This is a genomic window from Acinetobacter celticus, from assembly GCF_001707755.1.
In the GTDB taxonomy this organism is placed as follows: Bacteria; Pseudomonadota; Gammaproteobacteria; order Pseudomonadales; family Moraxellaceae; genus Acinetobacter; species Acinetobacter celticus.
This window is the reverse complement of record NZ_MBDL01000011.1, coordinates 19,207-40,119: the sequence shown is the minus strand read 5'-3', so window position 1 is coordinate 40,119 and position 20,913 is coordinate 19,207. Positions and strand designations below refer to the sequence as shown.

At 38.7% G+C, this 20,913-nt stretch carries 19 protein-coding genes and 2 tRNA genes; 13 read left to right on the top strand and 8 right to left on the bottom strand.

From position 1 onward, the window contains the following. Positions 1 to 25 precede the first annotated feature (25 nt). On the bottom strand, positions 26 to 667 hold the full coding sequence (locus BBP83_RS11515) for a YqiJ family protein (RefSeq protein WP_068888684.1): 642 nt from the start codon (positions 665 to 667) through the stop codon (positions 26 to 28). 422 nt (positions 668 to 1,089) lie between these two features. On the opposite strand from BBP83_RS11515, the gene cysD reads away from it, so the two are divergent. The 3 genes from cysD (at position 1,090) to BBP83_RS11500 (ending at position 4,117) form a co-directional block, all read left to right on the top strand. Further along, positions 1,090 to 1,998 (top strand): sulfate adenylyltransferase subunit CysD, encoded by a 909-nt coding sequence (cysD, locus tag BBP83_RS11510; RefSeq protein ID WP_171258100.1) that lies wholly within the window; start codon positions 1,090 to 1,092, stop codon positions 1,996 to 1,998. An 85-nt stretch (positions 1,999 to 2,083) separates the two neighbouring features. Further along, positions 2,084 to 3,700: a sulfate adenylyltransferase subunit CysN gene (cysN, locus tag BBP83_RS11505; RefSeq protein WP_068888680.1), complete on the top strand. Its 1,617-nt coding sequence runs from the start codon at positions 2,084 to 2,086 to the stop codon at positions 3,698 to 3,700. A gap of 144 nt (positions 3,701 to 3,844) precedes the next feature. Continuing rightward, positions 3,845 to 4,117 carry a hypothetical protein gene (locus BBP83_RS11500; RefSeq protein WP_068888678.1) on the top strand — a complete coding sequence of 91 codons (273 nt, stop codon included), beginning with the start codon at positions 3,845 to 3,847 and terminating at the stop codon, positions 4,115 to 4,117. A 165-nt stretch (positions 4,118 to 4,282) separates the two neighbouring features. Here BBP83_RS11500 and BBP83_RS11495 read toward each other — a convergent pair whose 3' ends face one another. Further along, positions 4,283 to 4,726, bottom strand: a complete 444-nt coding sequence (locus tag BBP83_RS11495) for an N-acetyltransferase (protein ID WP_068888676.1) — start codon at positions 4,724 to 4,726, stop codon at positions 4,283 to 4,285. 165 nt (positions 4,727 to 4,891) lie between these two features. Here BBP83_RS11495 and BBP83_RS11490 point away from each other — a divergent pair, with 165 nt between their 5' ends. Further along, a complete protein-coding gene (locus BBP83_RS11490) occupies positions 4,892 to 5,881 on the top strand; it encodes an NAD(P)H-quinone oxidoreductase (RefSeq protein ID WP_068888674.1) in 990 nt (329 codons plus the stop codon). Positions 5,882 to 6,141: 260 nt separating this feature from the next. On the opposite strand, the gene BBP83_RS11485 is transcribed toward BBP83_RS11490, so the two are convergent. Together BBP83_RS11485 and BBP83_RS11480 are read right to left on the bottom strand one after the other, a co-directional pair. Further along, positions 6,142 to 6,227: transfer RNA gene (locus BBP83_RS11485), tRNA-Leu, on the bottom strand. A 12-nt stretch (positions 6,228 to 6,239) separates the two neighbouring features. Continuing rightward, positions 6,240 to 6,313 (bottom strand) — tRNA-Cys (locus BBP83_RS11480). Between the two features lie 152 nt (positions 6,314 to 6,465). Between BBP83_RS11480 and folD the strand changes: the two genes are divergently transcribed. Next, a complete protein-coding gene (gene folD, locus BBP83_RS11475) occupies positions 6,466 to 7,314 on the top strand; it encodes a bifunctional methylenetetrahydrofolate dehydrogenase/methenyltetrahydrofolate cyclohydrolase FolD (RefSeq protein WP_068888672.1) in 849 nt (282 codons plus the stop codon). Between the two features lie 335 nt (positions 7,315 to 7,649). Continuing rightward, entirely contained in the window at positions 7,650 to 8,318 is a 669-nt protein-coding gene (locus BBP83_RS11470) for a class I SAM-dependent methyltransferase (protein WP_068888670.1), read from the top strand. 25 nt (positions 8,319 to 8,343) lie between these two features. On the opposite strand, the gene BBP83_RS11465 is transcribed toward BBP83_RS11470, so the two are convergent. After that, positions 8,344 to 8,769, bottom strand: a complete 426-nt coding sequence (locus tag BBP83_RS11465; protein ID WP_415502425.1) for a hypothetical protein — start codon at positions 8,767 to 8,769, stop codon at positions 8,344 to 8,346. 495 nt (positions 8,770 to 9,264) lie between these two features. Here BBP83_RS11465 and glpD point away from each other — a divergent pair, with 495 nt between their 5' ends. Beyond that, positions 9,265 to 10,785, top strand: a complete 1,521-nt coding sequence (gene glpD / locus BBP83_RS11460; protein ID WP_068888666.1) for a glycerol-3-phosphate dehydrogenase — start codon at positions 9,265 to 9,267, stop codon at positions 10,783 to 10,785. Between the two features lie 559 nt (positions 10,786 to 11,344). Here glpD and BBP83_RS11450 read toward each other — a convergent pair. After that, the gene (locus BBP83_RS11450) at positions 11,345 to 13,174 is read right to left on the bottom strand and encodes a phosphoenolpyruvate carboxykinase (GTP) (RefSeq protein ID WP_068888664.1); all 1,830 of its coding nucleotides are present in this window, start codon (positions 13,172 to 13,174) and stop codon (positions 11,345 to 11,347) included. 411 nt (positions 13,175 to 13,585) lie between these two features. Here BBP83_RS11450 and BBP83_RS11445 point away from each other — a divergent pair, with 411 nt between their 5' ends. The 5 genes from BBP83_RS11445 (at position 13,586) to BBP83_RS11425 (ending at position 18,796) form a co-directional block, all read left to right on the top strand. Beyond that, the gene (locus tag BBP83_RS11445; protein WP_068888662.1) at positions 13,586 to 14,524 is read left to right on the top strand and encodes a diacylglycerol/lipid kinase family protein; all 939 of its coding nucleotides are present in this window, start codon (positions 13,586 to 13,588) and stop codon (positions 14,522 to 14,524) included. After that, positions 14,505 to 15,275, top strand: a complete 771-nt coding sequence (locus BBP83_RS11440) for a metallophosphoesterase family protein (RefSeq protein ID WP_068888660.1) — start codon at positions 14,505 to 14,507, stop codon at positions 15,273 to 15,275. The genes BBP83_RS11445 and BBP83_RS11440 overlap by 20 nt, the downstream gene beginning before the upstream one ends. Positions 15,276 to 15,473: 198 nt before the next feature. Next, positions 15,474 to 15,764 (top strand): co-chaperone GroES, encoded by a 291-nt coding sequence (locus BBP83_RS11435; protein ID WP_068888658.1) that lies wholly within the window; start codon positions 15,474 to 15,476, stop codon positions 15,762 to 15,764. Between the two features lie 96 nt (positions 15,765 to 15,860). Then, positions 15,861 to 17,495 (top strand): chaperonin GroEL, encoded by a 1,635-nt coding sequence (groL, locus tag BBP83_RS11430; RefSeq protein WP_068888656.1) that lies wholly within the window; start codon positions 15,861 to 15,863, stop codon positions 17,493 to 17,495. A gap of 143 nt (positions 17,496 to 17,638) precedes the next feature. Next, complete coding sequence (locus BBP83_RS11425) at positions 17,639 to 18,796, top strand: helix-turn-helix transcriptional regulator (RefSeq protein WP_068888654.1); 1,158 nt, start codon at positions 17,639 to 17,641, stop codon at positions 18,794 to 18,796. A gap of 138 nt (positions 18,797 to 18,934) precedes the next feature. Here the strand turns inward: BBP83_RS11425 and BBP83_RS11420 are convergent, their stop codons facing one another. Beyond that, positions 18,935 to 19,432 carry a copper resistance protein NlpE gene (locus BBP83_RS11420; protein WP_068888652.1) on the bottom strand — a complete coding sequence of 166 codons (498 nt, stop codon included), beginning with the start codon at positions 19,430 to 19,432 and terminating at the stop codon, positions 18,935 to 18,937. A 307-nt stretch (positions 19,433 to 19,739) separates the two neighbouring features. Here BBP83_RS11420 and BBP83_RS11415 point away from each other — a divergent pair, with 307 nt between their 5' ends. Next, a complete protein-coding gene (locus BBP83_RS11415) occupies positions 19,740 to 20,312 on the top strand; it encodes a 1-acyl-sn-glycerol-3-phosphate acyltransferase (protein WP_068889020.1) in 573 nt (190 codons plus the stop codon). Between the two features lie 174 nt (positions 20,313 to 20,486). Here the strand turns inward: BBP83_RS11415 and BBP83_RS11410 are convergent, their stop codons facing one another. Beyond that, positions 20,487 to 20,816 carry a hypothetical protein gene (locus tag BBP83_RS11410; RefSeq protein ID WP_068888651.1) on the bottom strand — a complete coding sequence of 110 codons (330 nt, stop codon included), beginning with the start codon at positions 20,814 to 20,816 and terminating at the stop codon, positions 20,487 to 20,489. Positions 20,817 to 20,913: the final 97 nt, after the last annotated feature.

Here is a 20,913-nt window from a genome sequence, read left to right as displayed (position 1 = left end):
AGTTGTATTTAATGTAAATCAAAAATTATAAATTTGGATTGGCTTGAAAACCAATCTTGGTTTTTTGTGTTAAGACAACAGATTGACCTTGTGTAAAGGTTTCGTTTTGCTCAGGTTCGACCAAAATATAATGGGTTTTGCCATACTGGTCTGAAACTTTAGCCTGAGCAGGATAATTTTGCTTTGCCTCACCCAAAACAATCACTGCAGTACGTCCAATTAACTCTTCACTATAAATAGCCATGGTTTCATCTTGCGGTAAAATTTTGGCAATCAGTTGTGCGCTGAAACGAACCAGTGGCATACAAAGAAAGAGGCAGGCAGGTGAGATGACCCAAATATTAAATAGCGTGTCAGTAAAATGTAGCGTAAAGGCTTGAATGATAAATCCAGTCAAGCTGTACACCGTTAAAAATATAATCAGCCATACAAAAAGTGGTACACGTCCTAAATACAGCCAATCTAGTGCTTTTGTTAAAAGGCTTTGGTCGGCATCAATACCTAAGTCCGTATTGTGTGTTACATCTTCAGGCAAAAACTGATCCAATAGCCCCTGAGATCCACCACCAATCAGCATAAGAAGCATTTCAAATATGCCGAAAAAAAACATCAAACAAAGACTGATGCTGAACACAATATTGGAAGGGTGTGTGAATAATTCCCACATTATATTTATCTCTATATTATGCTTATCAATAATGAGGAAAAATATGTCTAACAAAAATCCCCCGAATTAAAGATAGCATCGAATAAAACCAAAGTGTATAAAAAATAAAGTAAAAATACTCATGATAAGCTGAAGAATTATAACAATTGATGAAAAGGAAGGGGTTTGATCTCTATACTTTTAGTTGCTTATACAAAGGCTACATTTACTGGTTTTTAGCAGTATTGTTCCAGCAATTTCAGCCCTTTTAAGCTTTGAGTTATTTTCTTTTATAAGGATTATCAACAAACTTCTATATGATGAATATGAATATAAATATCATAAAACAAGCAATCGTTGAGATCGCTAAATCACTATAATGAATATAAATTTTAATATGTGTAATAAATACACGTTTTTGTGAGCTGGTGCTGTCAATGTCAATAAATGAGGAAAGACTTACTCATCTTAAACAGCTTGAAGCTGAGAGTATTCATATTATCCGTGAAGTGGCTGCCGAATTTGAAAATCCGGTCATGCTGTATTCCATTGGTAAGGATTCAGCGGTGATGCTACATCTTGCGATGAAAGCATTTTACCCTGCAAAGTTACCATTCCCATTGTTGCATGTTGATACAGGCTGGAAATTCAAAGACATGATCACGTTTCGAGATAACATGGCAAAAACCCATGGTTTCGACTTAATTGTGCATCAAAATAAAGAAGGCAAAGACGCTGGGATTAATCCATTTGATCACGGCAGTTCAAAATATACCGACATCATGAAAACCCAAGGCTTAAAACAAGCTTTGGATAAATACGGTTTTGATGCTGCTTTTGGTGGTGCGCGCCGTGACGAAGAAAAATCACGTGCTAAAGAACGAGTTTATTCATTCCGTGATTCAAAACACCGTTGGGATCCTAAAAATCAACGTCCTGAACTTTGGAATCTTTACAACGGTAAAGTGAACAAAGGCGAAAGTATCCGTGTGTTCCCATTATCCAACTGGACTGAGTTGGATATTTGGCAATATATTTACTTGGAAAGCATTCCATTAGTTCCACTTTATTTGGCTGCTGAACGTCCTGTGGTTGAACGTAGCGGTACACTCATCATGGTGGATGATGAACGTATGCCTTTAAAAGAAGGTGAAGTTCCACAAATGAAATCGGTACGTTTCCGTACTTTAGGCTGTTACCCGCTGACAGGTGCAGTTGAATCAACGGCCGATACCTTGCCAGAAATTATCCAAGAAATGCTACTTGCCACAAGCTCTGAACGTCAAGGTCGTATGATTGACCATGACGAAGCCGGCTCGATGGAAAAGAAAAAGCAAGAAGGCTATTTCTAATTTCCTGATGAAAGTCCTTCTTTATTAAAGAGGGATTTAGGGAGATTAAAAAACCGATTTCTAACGAATTTGTGGAGTTTGAGCAATGTCTCATCAATCTGAACTCATTAGCCAAGATATTTTGGGCTATTTAAAACAACATGAAAATAAAGACTTATTACGCTTTTTGACCTGCGGTAATGTCGATGATGGTAAATCTACCTTAATTGGTCGCCTGCTTTATGATTCAAAATTGATTTACGAAGATCAATTACAAGCTGTGACTCGTGACTCGAAAAAAGTCGGTACAACGGGTGATGCACCAGATTTGGCGCTCCTTGTTGATGGCTTACAAGCGGAACGTGAGCAGGGCATTACCATTGATGTCGCGTATCGTTATTTCTCCACTGAAAAACGTAAGTTCATCATTGCCGATACCCCAGGGCATGAGCAATATACCCGTAACATGGCAACAGGTGCGTCGACCTGTGACCTTGCGATTATTTTGATTGATGCGCGTTATGGCGTGCAAACTCAAACGCGTCGTCACACGTATATTGCAAGCTTGCTGGGTATTAAGAATATTATTGTTGCAATCAACAAAATGGATTTGGTTGAGTTTTCTGAAGCACGCTTCAATGAAATTCAAGCTGAATACGCAGGTTTTATTGCGCAATTGGGTGACCGTAAGCCAAACAACATTATCTTTACGCCAATTTCTGCATTGAATGGCGATAACGTGGTGAATGTTTCGGAAAATACGCCATGGTACAAGGGCGAAACCCTGATGGGTACGCTAGAGTCGGTTGAAATTAACCGTGATACAGCGAAACGTGATTTCCGTTTTCCTGTGCAATATGTGAACCGTCCGAACCTCGACTTCCGTGGTTTTGCAGGAACCATTGCACTGGGTGAAATTAACGTCGGTGATAAAGTTGTGGCTTTACCATCAGGTAAGTCTTCAACCGTGAAAGAAATCGTAACTTTTGATGGCAACCTTGAACATGCCTTTGCAGGTCAAGCGGTGACATTAACGCTCAATGATGAAATTGACGTATCACGCGGTAATATGTTGATCCGTGCGGATCAGGGTGTTCCTGCAATTTCACGTGCTGTAAAAGCGACTGTGGTATGGATGGCGGATCAACCGCTGGTACTGGGTAAGCTATACAACATTAAAATTGGTACGCAAACTGTCCCTGCCAAAGTAACGGGTATTAACTTCCGTACCAATGTGAACACGCTTGAGCAAATGCAAGTGGATCATCTTGATTTAAATGCCATTGCCAATGTGACGGTTGAATTTGATGCACCAGTGGTGTTTGACCGTTATCAAGACAGCCGTTATACAGGTTCGTTTATCTTCATTGATCGTTTGAATAACGTAACGATTGGTGCTGGTATGGTGGAAGAATCTGTTGAGTGGTCTGCGCATAGCAACCCTGTAACAGCCGAAGATCGTGCAGTGCGTTTAGGGCAAAAACCTGCGTCTATTACGGTATCGAACAAAGCTTTGGAAAATGCACAAGCCCTTGAGAGTTTATTATTGCAACAAGGTATTGTGGCAATTGCTAAAGCGGATTTAGATGCTGTGCAAGTTGCATTGCTTCGTGAAACAGGGATAGCGGTGATTACCTCTGTGACTGAAGGTACAGATGTGACATTCACCCAAGATGCGGTTGAAGAGTTGGCTGAAAAAATTGTGGAATTGGTTTCTTTATAAGACTGAGCTGATTTAAAAGGAACCCACCGTTAGGTGGGTTTTTGATTGTCCAAAACATAAGTGGCTTAATTTTAATCATTTAATTTGTTGTTGAATTTTCATGTAAATAACATCTCGCTACAATAGTGATATTGAGGGATGTTTATGAAAAAATTATTTATTTTTATGGGGTTGTGTTTGGCTTTCAGTGTCGAAGCTAAACAAAGTAGTCAAAATACCGATGCGATTAAAAAACAAATCATTAAGCAATCGATAGAAAGTTATCCGGGAAATTGCGCTTGTCCTTATCATTCGGCATCGAATGGGAGTCGTTGTGGTAAGCGCAGTGCATATCATCGAGCAGGTGGTTATACGCCAATTTGCTATCCTGAAGATGTGACAGCACAGATGATGAAAGAGCATAAAAGTCGGGGTTAGTATGAATAGGATGGACAGTGGTAAAGCCAGTTTTAGAAATTGATGGCTTCATAAAAGTAGATTATCACAATGCTTATCTACTATAGCCTCTAATTTTATAAGTCGCTGAAACATGGGTGATTCAATCTTTAGGGTTGAGTTATCGATGTTAAATCCAATGATGCTTTATTTTTCTTTTAACCAAGTCATATGAAATTCATCATGTTTTGTATGTTCATCCATACTTTTTTCTATCACTTGAAAACCATGCTTTTGGTAAAAATGAACAGATGCTGTGTTTTCAGCATAGACCTTTAAGTCCAATCTTGGATAGTGTTGTTTTAAAAATTCAATGAGTGATGAGCCATACCCTTGACCTTGATTTTTAGGATCAATGAATAAGGCGGCCAAAAGAGAATTGTCCTCTAGAACGGATGCAAAGCCAATCACAGTATTATACTTTTCGAGCACATAATTTTTAGAAGATGGTAGATAAATATTTCGCATATCATCCAATTGGTTTTGCCAAAAGGAGGTAGGAATAAAATGATGCGCTTTGACTGATGCCTCTAACCAAATTTTTAAAATACTTTCTAAATCTTGTGTCTTGGCTTTTCTAATTTGAACCATTAGGATTTTTACCCATTTAAAATTAAAACGATTACTTCATTCGAAACATAGTCTCAATTACGCCATTTTGATTATACATAAGTCCACTATTCTTCATTCTTGAATAACTTTATGTTCAAATACAATCAGAAATATTGAAATGTATTGTAAAAGGGAAACGCTCAAATGTCGCAAGAAATGCAACACGTTATTATTACCGAAGCTGGTGGCCCAGAAAAATTAGCCTATGAAACAGTTACTATTCCCACTGCGCAAGCAGATGAAATTTTAGTAAAAGTACATGCCTTTGGTATTAACCGTCCAGACATTTTGCAACGTCAAGGTTTATATCCAATGCCTAAAGGTGTAACACCTGTACCGGGCTTGGAAGTGGCAGGTGAAATTGTTGCAGTCGGTGCAAATGTCACTCAGTTTAAAGTGGGCGACAAAGTTTGTGGACTCACTAATGGCGGTGGTTATGCAGAATATTGCGTTGTGCCAGAAAGCCAAACCTTGAATATTCCTGAAAATGTCAGTTTTATTCAAGCTGCAGCGATTCCTGAAACCTTCTTTACGGTATGGGCAAACGTATTCCAAATGGGGAGAGCTCAAGCAGGCGAAACAGTACTTGTACATGGCGGAACCAGTGGCATTGGCACGACTGCACTGATGTTATGTAAAGCATTGGGGATTAAAACGTTTGCAACAGTAGGTACGGATGAGAAGGTTGCTGCTATTGCAGATTTAACCACTGCCATTAACTACAAAACTCAAGACTTCGAACAAGTAATTAATGAGAAAACCGACAATGGTGGTGTGGATGTCATTTTAGATATGGTCGGTGCACCCTATTTAGAACGTAACTTGAACTTGCTACGTCGTGATGGGCGTTTGGTCTATATCGCATTTTTGGCTGGGGCCAAAGCCAAAGATGTAAAACTCGGTCAAATTATGATGAAACGTTTGACCATTACTGGTTCAACGATGCGAGCGCGTACTACGGCTGAAAAAGCTGAAATTGCGCAAGGTTTAAAAGACACTGTTGAGCCACTTTGGGCAAAAGGTGAATGTTTGCCGATGATTTATAAAACATTTAAGTTTGACCAAATTCAAGATGCACATGCATGTATGGATACGGGCGAACATGTGGGTAAAGTAGTCGTAGAAATTATGTGAATATGACAATATAAAGAAGAAAAGCTGAGTCATACTCGGCTTTTTTTCGATTAAACGTGTAATAATTGCAGATAAATTCGAGCAGAATAGGTGACAGTATTTGGCTACGCCAGTTTTAGCTTGAATTGCGTAAGTGTTTAGAGAGAAGAAGGGGGCTAGATGCTCTCTTTTTTATTGTCTTGGATTATTTAGAAATTTTAGACATAAAAAAACCAGCATAAGCTGGAATTTTTATTGCACCATTTTAAAAAGTATTAAAATGGTGCCCGAGGCCAGACTCGAACTGGCACGCTTTGTGGGCGGGGGATTTTAAATCCCCTGTGTCTACCGATTTCACCACTCGGGCATTTTAACAAGATGGAGGCGGAGGTCGGAATCGAACCGGCGTACACGGAGTTGCAGTCCGCTGCATGACCATTCTGCCACCCCGCCATGTCTTGTTGATGCGTATATTAGCAAGCTCTGAAAAAAAAACAATACTATAAATAGTGTATATGCACATAAAATCAGCATATAGAATAAAATCATTCAAATAATGATGTATTATTTGCGAAATTGATTCATATCTACTCTGGAGATGTGCCGTGGCATTAGTTTTAGATGGTCGTGCATTGGCAAAAAAAATTGAAGCTGACTTGTTAACACGTGTAGAAGCGTTAAAAGCAAAAACAAGTCGTACCCCAATTCTTGCGACAATTTTGGTCGGTGATGATGGTGCATCTGCAACGTATGTACGCATGAAAGGCAACGCTTGTCGTCGTGTCGGTATGGATTCATTAAAAGTTGAATTAGGTAAAGAAACCACCACTGAACAACTTTTGGCAGAAATTGAAAAACTCAATGCTAATCCTGATGTTCACGGTATTTTGTTGCAACATCCAGTGCCTGCACAAATTGATGAACGTGCATGTTTCGATGCTATTTCACTTGCAAAAGATGTTGATGGTGTAACTTGCCTTGGTTTTGGTCGTATGGCGATGGGTGAGGCAGCCTATGGTTCTGCAACACCTGCAGGCATCATGACGATTCTAAAAGAAAATAATATTGAAATTTCGGGTAAACATGCGGTGGTTGTGGGCCGTTCTGCAATTTTGGGTAAACCAATGGCTGCAATGTTGCTTGAGGCCAATGCTACCGTGACCATTTGTCATTCGCGTACTCAGAATTTGGCTAACTTTGTGAAGCAAGCGGATATTATTGTTGGTGCTGTAGGTAAGGCTGAATTGATCCAAAAAGATTGGATTAAACAAGGCGCTGTAGTGGTTGATGCGGGTTTCCATCCACGTGATGGCGGCGGTGTGGGTGATATTCAATTGGTCGGTATTGAAGACGTTGCTTCTGCATATACACCTGTTCCGGGTGGTGTAGGGCCAATGACCATTACGACTTTGATTCGTCAAACCGTTGAAGCTGCTGAAAAAGCTTTAGGTTAATTTAAAATCTAAGTCATAAAAGCTGCATGGGTATATTACCTATGTGGCTTTTATTTTAAATTTTATTTGAAATATGAATGAAAAGTGGAATGGCGGAGTCTTTTCTTTTGGCTTTGAGTGTTCGGATTAACCTTCGGTTCGACCTACTTTTGTTTTGGCAAAAGTAGGCAAAACCATTGTCATCCATAAAACTCGTCAAATGTTTTCGAGTATTTGATTAATCGCGGAAACTTTACGCTTTATATGAAAGTCTGCCTCGGACAGTTGTGGATGACATTTACGTGTATCTGAATGCTGTGAATTAATTATTAAATAATGAATTAGGTTTTATTTGAATGACCTGTACTTTTCAACTTCCTCAAGTACCTGAACATCTACTAAAAGCTTTGCATGAAGTGATTCCAAACTGTGAATTACTTGCGCAGCAACTACCCGATACACCCATTTCTCTGTGGTTGATTCCACCTGTATTTCCAACTGATAAATTGGATGATGAAGTCATTCGTCGTATTTGGAATGATACGCCGTATTGGATTTTTTGCTGGGCTTCAGGGCTGGCAATGGCGCAGTGGTTGCTTGCAGAACCGCATCATGTCAAAGATAAAGTGGTGTTGGACTTTGGTGCAGGGTCGGGTGTGGTGGCGATTGCAGCGAAACTGGCAGGGGCAAAACGTGTCATCTGTTGTGATATCGACCCAATTAGTTTAGCTTCCTGTCGTGCTAATGCCGAGTTGAACGGTGTAGAGCTTGAATATTTAGAAGACTTATATCAGGCTGAACAAGTTGATGTGCTCTTGGCTGCCGATGTGCTGTATGACCAATGTAATCGCTTTTTCTTAGATGAATTTTTAAAATTTTCACCAGAAGTATGGGTCGCAGACAGTCGAGTAAAAAACTTTAGTCATCCTCAATATGAAAAATTAGATGAAAGAAGTGCAACGACATGGCCTGATTTAGATGAATCGTTAGAATTTAGAAATGTAAGCTTTTACAAGACGCTATAAATAGCGTCTTTTTAAATTTAGAAGATTAAGAACAAGTATATCGAACCACACGTAAAGTTGCAGGGCGTGTGTCTAGTGCCTGCTGAGCACCTAAGTTATCAGTATTACGAAGATCTGGTGTATTGGATAAACCAAACGTTGCACGCGTATTGCCAATTTGACGACCGAATTGTTCGCTTTGTGTGGCTGCAGGGTTAGCAATTTCGCTCATACTTAAAATCTGCAATTTATAGGTTTTATTTGTTCCCAGCACTTTTTGACAAGCACGCTGTAATTTATTTTCATCTGCTTGCTGGTTTTGGCGACCGGCAAGGGTATACGCTAAAGTCGCAGTATCTGTAGTTTTGCTTTCAATTTGATAACCCGATTGACCATTATATGCGCGTGGCGCACTTTGACAGGCCGTTAAAGTAATTGCCGTTAGACCCAAAGCTAAAAATTTATATGCCATTTTCATATTGATCTGCTCATGTTGTTATGCATTTTAGTATGCCATAAGCATTGATTTTTCTCGATCATCAATTCGCTTGATTTTTTAATTAGAAAGCTTTTTGCTGTATTTGATGAGAAGGCTTTTTGTGATACAGCTATTTTTAGTTAGATGGGTGAATGATCTGTAATTAGGCTGTTTTTTTTAGTATTTTTGATAAACATTAAGTGATTGAAGCTAAACCAATCTAGTAATAAAAATAGTTTTATCTCCAACACTCTTAAAGCATTGAGTTTTCATTAAACCACGATGAGGTGTTTATTTTGATGGAACTGTCATCTGATTGTTTTTAAATCAAGACATGTGAATGCATGAACGGGGCAGATCAGAAAAATGAGTCTTTGGGCGTAAAGAATTATTTCCGCTTTGCTGTAGTTTTTGTTATGTTGGAAGCATGATTAAAACAATAGCAATATTAGGATGAAAAATAAAAATATAGCCATTAAGGAGGCGCTTATGAGTGATCATCAAACTCTCTATGATCTTGTAGTGATTGGCGGTGGAATTAATGGTGTCGGTATTGCTACCGATGCTGCAGGGCGTGGATTGTCCGTATTTTTATGTGAAAAAGATGACTTGGCTTCACATACCTCTTCAGCCAGTTCCAAGCTGATTCATGGTGGCTTACGCTATTTGGAACATAAAGAATTTCGTCTAGTTCGCGAAGCGTTAGCAGAAAGAGAAGTTTTGCTGGCGAAGGCACCTCATATTATTCGTCCCATGCGTTTTATCATGCCACATCAGCCTCATTTACGACCTGCGTGGTTAATTCGTACTGGCTTATTTTTCTATGATCATTTGGGTAAAAGAGAAAAGTTGGCGGGGTCGAATCATATTAGGTTTCACCCGATAGATAGCCCGCTAAAAGATGATATTACTCATGGTTTTGAATATTCAGATTGTGCAGTAGATGATGCGCGTTTAGTGGTGTTAAATGCAATTCAAGCGCAGGAAATGGGGGCGAAAGTGGTGACGCGGACACGTTGTCTTTCTGCACAAAGGCAAAATGGGTTGTGGCGTGTTGAGTTGGAGAATGCACAAGGAATTTATCAGATTAAAGCCAAAGTTTTGGTTAATGCTGCGGGGCCTTGGGTTGCTCAATTTATTCAACAAGATTTACAGTTGAAATCACCGTATGGGGTTCGGCTGATACAAGGAAGTCATTTAATTGTGCCTCAGTTGTATGAAGGCAATAAAGCTTATATTATGCAAAATAATGATCAGCGGATTGTTTTTGCAATTCCATATTTAGGGAAATATACCTTAATTGGAACGACAGATAATGAATATTTGGGCAATCCAAACCACGTAGAAATTACAGAAAAAGAAATTGATTATTTACTGGATATATCAAATAAATATTTTAAAACACAACTAACGTCAGCACATATAGTTGCTACTTTTTCAGGGGTGCGCTCGTTATGTGATGATGAGTCTGATAATCCATCTGCAGTCACCCGAGATTATACTTTGGCTTTAAATCATGAGTTTGAAGATGAAGCACCCTTACTGTCTGTCTTTGGTGGCAAGTTAACCACTTATCGTAAGTTAGCGGAATCGGCATTGGATCTTCTCAGTCCATTTTTCGTTGAAATGAAAAAGTCGTGGACTGAAAAGGCTTTGTTGCCCGGTGCAGAAAATTTGAATTCAATTGAAGAGTTGGTGGCGCAACTTCAAGATAAGCTCAGTGGTATTTCACATGAGCTTGCAACACGTTGGGTGCATGCATATGGAACGCGTTTATGGTTGTTTTTAAATCAAGCAACTTCTGTACATGAGCTAGGGCAGGACTTTGGTCACGGGTTATATGCACAAGAAGTCGACTATTTGGTTGAGCATGAGTGGGCTGTGAGTACAGACGATATTTTGAAACGTCGTACCAAGTTATATTTAGAATTTTCTGAGAATGATGTTTTTACTTTGGATAATTATTTAATCGAAGTGCACGAACGAAGATTACAGCGAGATGTTGCTTAATTCCTGTAATTTTAAAAAAACGATGCTCTCTATCAAGAAAGTCGCAATTTATTTTGCGACTTTCTTTTTGCATGATCTTTAAACTGATGAAGAGATTAAATTTCAATACCGCCAAGTTGTTTACAGTCTGCAGGTGTTTTCCATTTTACAGCAGTTCCCCAAACGACTGGACGGACACGCGCCAAGGCCAAAAGCCAAAATGTTGGCTAGCATTGTAATTAATAACGACATTACCGCCGACTTGGTGGGCACGCTCTGCAAGGCGTAGATAAACTTCTACAATAATACTCCCTATAAGTGCCTTTAGTTGCGACAATACGGCTTAATAGGTGTGTTGGTCTGTATTAGGTTTTCCTTTAATGATACGAATTGAGCTAGAAGTTCTGCTGGCTTATGCAATATGAGAAAGCCTCAATAAGCCTATTGAAATGATTAAAATTTTAAACCTATTGATCTTCCCTTGTGAAGATCACGTTCTAAAGGGATTATAAATTTCTTAAATTATGGAATATAAAAAAGACCGCATAAAGCGGTCTTTTTTGACTTAATCTATAAAAAATTAAGCAGATTTAACAGCAGCAATTAACTCGGCTTGGCGAGCTTTTAGTGCTTCTGGTAAGCGACTACCGAGTTTATCAAATAACTCAGTATGGCTTTCAAGTTCTTTAATCCATTGATCTTTGTCTTGTGCGGTAACAAGATCAAATTGTTCTTTACTGAAGTCAGAACCAGTCCAGTTCAATTGTTCGTAAGTTGGTACACGACCAATTGGGGTATCTACAGCAGTAGCACGACCTTCACAGCGGTCAATAATCCACTCAAGAACACGCATGTTTTGACCGAAACCAGGCCATACGAAGTTGCCTTCAGCATCACGACGGAACCAGTTTACATTGTAAATACCAGGAAGTTTGTTGCCCGCAGCCGCCGCTTTCGCGCCAACTTGCTCACCCATTTCTAACCAATGCGTGAAGTAATCTGCCATGTTGTAACCCGCAAAAGGAAGCATTGCGAATGGGTCACGACGTACAATGCCTTGTTGACCAACCGCCGCTGCCGTTGTTTCAGAGCCCATAGTCGCAGCTTTGTAAACACCATCAACCCAGTCAAATGCTTCTGAAATTAGAGGCACAGTGTCTGCACGACGACCACCGAAGATGAATGCAGAGATTGGAACACCTGCTGGATTTTCCCAGTCGGCATCAATAGAAGGGCATTGACCAGCAGCAACAGTGAAGCGCGCATTTGGATGAGCCGCTTTTTCTGCGCCAGTGTGTGGTTGACCTTTCCAGTTCGTCAGGTTAGCCGGTGCTTCTTTGGTCAGACCTTCCCACCATACTTCACCGTTGTCTGTTACAGCAACGTTTGTATAGATCACATCTTTAGTCAATGTTGCCATACAGTTCGGGTTGGTTTTGATATTTGTACCAGGTGCAACACCGAAGAAGCCAGCTTCTGGATTGATTGCATATAAGCGACCATCTTCACCTGGTTTGATCCAAGCAATATCGTCACCTACAGTTTCAATTTTCCAACCTTCGTAGCCTGCTGGTGGAATAAGCATTGCGAAGTTGGTTTTACCACAAGCAGAAGGGAATGCTGCTGCGATGTAGTGTTTTTCACCTTGTGGGTTGGTTACACCAAGGATGAGCATGTGTTCAGCTAACCAACCTTGTTGACGACCCATATAAGAAGCAATACGTAAAGCTAGGCATTTTTTACCCAGCAATGCGTTACCACCGTAACCAGAACCGTAAGACCAAATCTCACGAGTTTCAGGATAATGCACGATGTATTTTTCAGGGTTGCAAGGCCATGCAACGTCTTTTTCGCCGTCAGCAAGTGGAGCAGCTACAGTATGTACGCAAGGAACATATTCACCGTCAGTACCAAGAACGTCATAAACAGCTTTACCCATACGAGCCATTTTAGACATGCTTACAGCAACGTAAGGAGAGTCAGTTAGTTCAATACCAATGTGTGCAATATGAGAGCCTAAAGGACCCATAGAGAAAGGAACAACGTACAAAGTACGGCCTTTCATTGAACCGTCAAATAAACCATTCAGACGAGTACGCATTTCAGCTGGAGCTTCCCAGTTGTTTGTTGCGCCTGCATCTTCTTTGTTTTCTGAACAGATATATGTACGACCTTCAACACGAGCAACGTCAGAAGGATCAGAATTCGCTAAATATGAACCAGGGTGTTTGTCTTGGTTCAATGCTTGCATGGTTCCGTTAGCGATCATCAAGTCAATATAACGTTGATTTTCTTCTTCGCTACCGTCACACCATTCAATTTTCGCTGGTTTCGTTAATTTTGCAATTTCTTCCACCCACGCAATAAGCTTAGGGTGACGAACGAATTCTGGTGCGTTCACTTGGGTCATGGTGAGGCCTATCTCAAATGTGTACAAGCTGTACAAAGTATAATCTGCGCAATGGAGTACATCGCACAGATGAAAGATGAAAAAAAGTGGCGCTATTAAAGCATAAAATCATAAAAAAAATAAGACTAAAGAGTGAGATGATTTATTTTGAAATATTTAGGTTGTTTTATTTTAAATATTAAAAATCAAATTCTTATGGTTTAAAATGGATATTCGTGTTGGTATTTATTATATTTATGGGGAATATTTATTATAATAATTTTATTTTATATCATATGCTTATGTAAAAAATATATTTGAGAATTATTATTGATTAAATAAATGGTGTTAATTCAAATTTTACATAAAGGGACTTTTATTTGTTGATAAATTCGACAAAATTAGAATAATAGCTTTAAGAAAGTATAAGAAATGTTAAATAAAACACAACCCTTATCTATTATTTATAATCAAAAATCGGGTTTTCATGCCAATAATAAAGACGGTGTGTATGAGGCGTTGGTTCGATTTTTAACAACATATGGTTATGAAATACAATCTTTTGAAATGAGTCAGGTCGCAAGTTTTAAGACGCTGATGCAACACGTCATACATCGACATCAAACCCCCAATAATTTAGGTATTGTCGTGGCTGCAGGGGGTGATGGAACATTAAATGCAGTGGCGCAGAGTTTAATACAGCATGATATTCCAATGGGTATTTTACCCTTAGGCACGTTTAATTATGTTGCACGGGCACTGAATATTCCTTTGGATATTTTAGACGCGGCTAAAGTGATTGCTGAAGGTGTTGAAAGACGCGTGCATGTTGCACACATTAATGATCAAATTTATTTAAATAATGCCAGTTTGGGTTTATATCCTTTATTTATTCAAAAACGCGAATTGTATAATCGGTATTTCGGGCGCTTTCCTTTTAATGCCTATACTTCGGGATTAGATGTTTTAATTCGTGATCGAAAGGAGTTGAAACTCAAAGTTGAAGTCGATGGAATTCAGTATCCAGTCAAAACGCCTCTGATTTTCTTTGGTAATAACCAATTACAACTGGCAGATTTAAATTTAAAAATTGCTGAAAGTGCTGCCAAGGGAAGGGTTGCAGGTGTGGTGGTTGCAAAAAGTGATAAGCTCACTTTATTTAAAATGCTTTGGCAACTCATTCAAGGCAATATTGAAAAAGCCCCAGATGTGTATAGTTTTGATGCCGAGCAGGTTGTGATTTACTCTGACCGTAAAAAATTGACGGTGGCTTTAGATGGTGAAATTGTGGAAATGAAGCCACCGTTGCATATTCGTGTACAAAAAAATGCTTTGAAAATAAAGGTGCCAAATGCTGTTGCATCTGTCTGATTTACATTTTGGAACGGAACAGCAAGCTTGTATTGAGGCCATTCAACAGTTTTGCGTCATACATTCGCCTGAAGCCGTTATTATTAGTGGTGATTTAACTCAACGCGCGCACTATAAACAGTTCTTTGCTTGTAGGCAGTTTTTAGACAGCTTGAAACTGCCGTATCTGACGGTTCCTGGGAATCATGATATTCCGCTTTATCATCTATGGAATCGGCTATTTAGTCCGTTTGCACGCTATCGGTTATTTTTTGGCGATTTAGAAGCCACGCTAGAAACACAACACTTTTATATTATTGGCGTCAACAGTATTCGGCGCCGTTACCATACGCGCGGACATATTTCTTTAGCACAAATTCAAGCGATTCAGCATCGTTTAAAACACGCACCCGTTAATAAAATAAAATTAATTGTCGCACATCAACCATTTTATACACCGCCAGATGACCCACATAGCATCAAGGATTGTCCTATGTTGGGACGATTGGCTTTAGACGTATGGAGCAAAAATGGTCTAAATGGTTTGCTACATGGACATCTACACCAATCTGCGGTTTACGATTTAAATCAAATTTATCATTTAGGCGCAAAGCACCCCGTTTTAGATATTCATGCAGGAACAGCAACGTCTTCTCGTTTACATCGTGGTTTAGCCAATAGTTTTAATACCATTCACACATCTGGCACAGTCGATCAGTATGTTTTTGATCAAGCCAGCCAGCTATTTCTACTGAACACGAATAGTACGTAAGTTGCCGAATAAGCTTATTTTGAGTGAAAAAGATACAAAAAGGGAATTATTTTTTAGTTTTCCCCTTGAAGCGTTTTTTTCCATCCCCACAAAAGTGTCATCGAAATTATTTTCTGATGATGACCCAAGGAATAATTAAGTTATCGTCAATTCACTTTATAAAGACCTGTTTTTACAATCAGGTAAATGGAGTTTCAAATGAGCAATATTCGTCCTTTACATGATAACGTTGTTATTCGCCGTGTTGAAAAAGAAACTAAAACTGCGGGCGGTTTAATCTTAAGTACTTCTGCTGCAGAACAACCAGCTCAAGGTGAAATTATTGCTGTAGGTAACGGTAAAGTGACCGATACTGGCGTACGTCCTTTAGATGTAAAAGTAGGCGATAATGTATTGTTTGGCGCATACGCTGGTACAAAAATTAAAGTTGATGGCGAAGAGCTTCTTGTGATGAAAGAATCTGACATTTTAGCGGTTCTTGAAGGTTAATTTAGCCCGCTCAATAAGATGTCGATTTAATATCGCAATAAAAAATTAAGTTTGTGAAATTAGATTGTTAAAAATTAAGAATATTTGGAGTTAAGCATGTCAGCTAAAGATGTAAAATTCGGTGATTCAGCACGTTCAAAAATGATTGCAGGCGTAAACGTACTTGCAGATGCTGTAAAAGTAACTTTAGGCCCTAAAGGTCGTAACGTTGTCATTGACCGTTCTTTTGGTGCCCCACACATCACTAAAGATGGTGTAACGGTTGCAAAAGAAATTACGCTAAAAGACAAATTTGAAAACATGGGCGCGCAATTGGTTCGTGAAGTATCTTCAAAAACCAATGACATCGCAGGTGACGGTACAACAACGGCAACTGTATTGGCTCAAGCTATTTTGAACGAAGGCATCAAGTCTGTAACTGCGGGTATGAACCCAATGGATTTGAAGCGCGGTATTGATCTTGCTGTTAAAGCACTTGTTGCAGAAATTAAAGCAACGTCAAAACCTGCTTCTGATACGAAAGCGATTGAACAAGTGGGTTCAATTTCTGCAAACTCTGATACCACTGTGGGTAAACTTATTGCTCAAGCAATGGAACGCGTGGGTAAAGAAGGCGTGATTACTGTTGAAGAAGGTTCAGGCTTTGAAGATTCGCTTGACGTTGTTGAAGGTATGCAGTTTGACCGTGGTTATATCAGCCCGTACTTTGCTAACAAACCAGAAACATTAACAGCTGAACTTGAAAATCCATTCATTCTTCTTGTTGATAAAAAAATTAGCAATATCCGTGAATTAATTTCAGTGTTAGAAGCTGTAGCGAAAACAGGTAAACCACTGCTTATTATTGCTGAAGATGTTGAAGGCGAAGCGTTGGCTACCCTTGTTGTAAACAACATGCGCGGTATTATTAAAGTATGTGCAGTAAAAGCCCCTGGTTTTGGTGACCGTCGTAAAGCAATGCTTCAAGACATCGCAATCTTGACTGGTGCAACTGTAATTTCTGAAGAAGTAGGTATGTCTTTAGAAACTGCGTCATTACAAGACTTAGGTACAGCACATAAAATTACTGTGTCTAAAGAAAACACTGTGATTGTTGATGGTGCAGGTAATACAGCTCAAATTTCTGAACGTGTTACTCAAATTCGTGCACAAATTGAAGAATCTACTTCAGAATATGACAAAGAAAAACTTCAAGAGCGCGTTGCTAAATTGGCAGGCGGTGTTGCTGTTATCAAAATTGGTGCAGCAACTGAAGTTGAAATGAAAGAGAAAAAAGACCGTGTAGATGATGCCCTTCACGCGACACGTGCTGCTGTTGAAGAAGGTGTTGTTGCAGGTGGTGGTGTTGCATTGGTACGCGCAGCATCAGTACTTGATGGCTTAGTCGGTGCAAACGATGACCAAAATGCAGGGATTAACATCTTACGCCGTGCAATTGAAGCTCCACTTCGTCAAATTGTTGCAAATGCGGGTGATGAGCCTTCAGTTGTGATTAATGCAGTGAAGAGCGGTGAAGGTAACTTCGGTTATAACGCAGCAACTTCTGAATATGGCGACATGTTGGAAATGGGTATTCTTGACCCAGCGAAAGTTACACGTTCAGCACTTGAGCATGCAGCGTCTGTGGCAGGTTTAATGTTAACGACTGAATGTATGATTACAGACATTCCAGAAGACAAAGCTGCTATGCCAGATATGGGTGGCATGGGTGGTATGGGCGGTATGATGTAAGTCATACGGATCCCACGATCTAAAAAATCCCTGCTTTTAGCAGGGATTTTTTTGTCTTTATTATGAGATAAATCCTATAATTTTGACTTTAAACATATTAAATGTATTCTTAAGAAATAATAATAAGTTTATTGGTGGCTGAAATGGATTTTGAGGCTGAAAATACAATTATCGGATCTGCTTATGATGCTGTAATAGATACCACACTATGGACAAATTTTATTCGCCAAATGCTTGAATATACGCATAGTACGGCAGCTATTTTAACGGTGATAGATCGGCGGAATCCAAGCGCTGATTTGATGCATAGCTTGAACATTTCTCCATTCAGTTTAAATGCATATCGTCATGAGAAAGTGAAAATCATTGATCTGAAACAAGCGATGCCATTATGGAAGCACGTTGAAATTGGTGGTGTGATAAATCATGATTTCAGTCATTACACAGAGACATATGAAGAAGAAGAATGCTTATTTTATGAAAGGTGCTTAAAGGCGACAGGCGCTTATTATATTGCAGGCGTGTTATTAGATCGGGGGGAAGACCGCTGGTCTAGTTTGGTCATTCAGCGTTCATCCAATCAAAAGGCCTTTCAACAAAGAGAGCTTGAATTTCTAAAACGAATTGGCACCCATATTCGTAAAGCCTTTCAAATCAATCAGCAACTGCGGTTTTTTTATCTTGAAAATCAAAATCTGTACCAAATAATGGATGCGATTAAAGTTGGTATTCTTTTAATAGATATCAATTTTAAGTTTCATTATGCAAATGAGTGCGCACAAAATTTAATGGATCAAAACAATTTTTTTGAATTTAATTCTGACGGAAAAATTCACTGTGCCAAGCAGTATCAACATAAATTTGAACAGTTAATTCGGAATATTCAGTTAGATCCATCAAGCCTTTCTGCAAAAAAAGATGGCGTCGTCTATATACACAATTTGCAGGCACAGCCCTTTATGCTCACAGCAAAGTTATTTAACAAGATCGGGCGGGGAGCGACGTCAAATACCTTACAACCGAATTATGTCATTTTATTTATTTCTGAAAAAGGGCAAAGTTACACACTGGCCAAGCCGTATTTAAAAGAAACATATGCACTTTCACAGCGCGAATGCGAAATATGCGAATTATTTTTGAATGGATTAAACCTAGAAAAAATTGCTGAACACTGTCATTTGACGATGAGTTCGGTACGGACTTATCTTAAAACTATCTTTAGCAAAATGCAGTGCAATTCACAGATGGAGCTATTGCATAAGTTGATGAATATGACCATTAGTTTTGAACATGTGTATTAAAGGATTTCATGCCCTTAAATTGAAAAGATGAATGTAATTCGTGTATTTTAAATCAAAAAATTATCTTTAAGTGGTGGATGATTCCTTTCAGTATTCAATTAAAGGTGCTTGGTTTTGGCACCTTTAATTTGACATAAATTATTGAATATCTTTGTTGAGTTTGTAATTAAGTTTACTGTCGATGGCTTTGCCTGTTTCAATGTCACGGGCTTCTGCAAAGTTTTCGCCAATGAAAAATTTACGATGATCTGCTACTTGATCTAAAGTAATGACAGACGGATTTTTTGCATCAAAGCTAAATGTTCCTTTGCTCTTAAACTCATTATCTTTTCCTTTACCTAAATATTTTTCAGATAGCTCATAGGTTTTATCGGCTTTAAGTTCAAGTTCCATTTTAATGCCTTCACAATCGGCGCAGGGGAATACACCTTTATATTCGCCTGCCCAATCTAATGAGGTTTCGGCTGTATCGCTAATCGGTAAGGCATTGACTTCGGTACTTTCACTTGCAGATGTTGTTGCTGTAGGAGTCGATACTTCTGGAGTAGAGGCTGTTGAAGAAGACTGATTTTCAGATTTAGAACATGCCGTTAAGACGAAACTTGAAAGCATAAGCACAAGAAATGTTTTTTTCACTAAATTGACCTTTTTTATCATTTGATAGATTTAAATTACTAAAAAGGCTGAAAAATGGCTAGTTTGTTCTTGTAATAGCTGGTTATTTTTTAACAGGATAATTCAAGATGATGAATTTATCAGAAGATAGGAATTTTCAAGCGAAGTGACTTTAAAACTATTTTATACAAATATACATTAATTGGTGGTTATTTGGGCAGTTTGCTCTATCTAATTTCTCTAGTGCAGTTAGAATCACCGCCAAATTAACGTGCATATATATGGTGCTTTTGTGTTAGAAAAATTTGCTGAACATAGTTTGACGATGATGGGATGGGAAATTGATAACCATTGGCCTCTAGATTTAGCTCAGTGTGTGATGATTGCTGCACCGCATACGAGTAATTGGGATGCCTTGTATGCACGTTTGGCGTTAAAAGCATTGGGCGTAAATGTCCGTATTACCATTAAAGACAGCTACATGAAATTGCCATTTGGCCCCTTTGTTCGTGCCATGGGCGGGATTGGAATTAACCGTCGCCCAAAAATTGAAGGCGAGCAACGTTTAAGTATGGTTGAACTAATGACCAACTTATTTAAAGAGCATGCCGAATTGGTGATGTTGGTTACTCCCGAAGGCACACGTGCTAAGCAAGAAAAATGGAAAACGGGTTTTTATCATGTTGCAGTAAATGCGGGTGTACCCATTGCATTGGCTTATATGGATTATGAGAAGAAAAAAACAGGTGTCGGTAAAATTGTTTATCCGACTGGAGACTATGAAAAAGATATGGCTGAAATTATGCAGTTTTATGCACAAATCAGCCCTAAATTTCCGAAAGATTTCAGTGTGGATCAGCGTTATTACGTGAAAGAATCTGTAACTCAAGACCAAAAATAATGATTTAAAAATGCCAGTCAGTTGAGAGATTGACTGGCATTTTATTTTTAAAATTCATCATAAATTTGGACACTGTAATAAATGTCTGATTCAAAATATGGTTTTTTTATGCTGATAAATCAATAAAGTAGTATTTAAATTTACATCGAAAAGAATTTTTCATCAATATTGATTTTACAAAGGTGGATTGTCGTGAATACCACCTAAGTTTTGGCAAGCTTCTTTATAAATACTATATTGTTGCTCAATGACCGTGCTGAGTGGAATTTCAAACAGCTTTTCACCATTTTTATAGCTTTCAATATAATTTTTCGCCTTTTGTTTGCTACTGTATAACACTTGTTCATGGTAGTTGGTAATGGGGCTATGTGCCATTTGCGAATTTTCAATTTTATTACATTGGAAATTGGCCAATAATTTTTCTGCTTTTTTTATGTCATGTGACATACCAAATGAGCATCCTGTAAAAAGGAGAGCGCCTGCCCATAGAGCGAGAGATTTCATAAATTAAAGATGGGGGGCTGGTCGAGGTACGCGATTGTATAAATTTTTATAATGTTCGATGTAATTTATTTCTACCAGATGATTAAAAAGTAGCTTT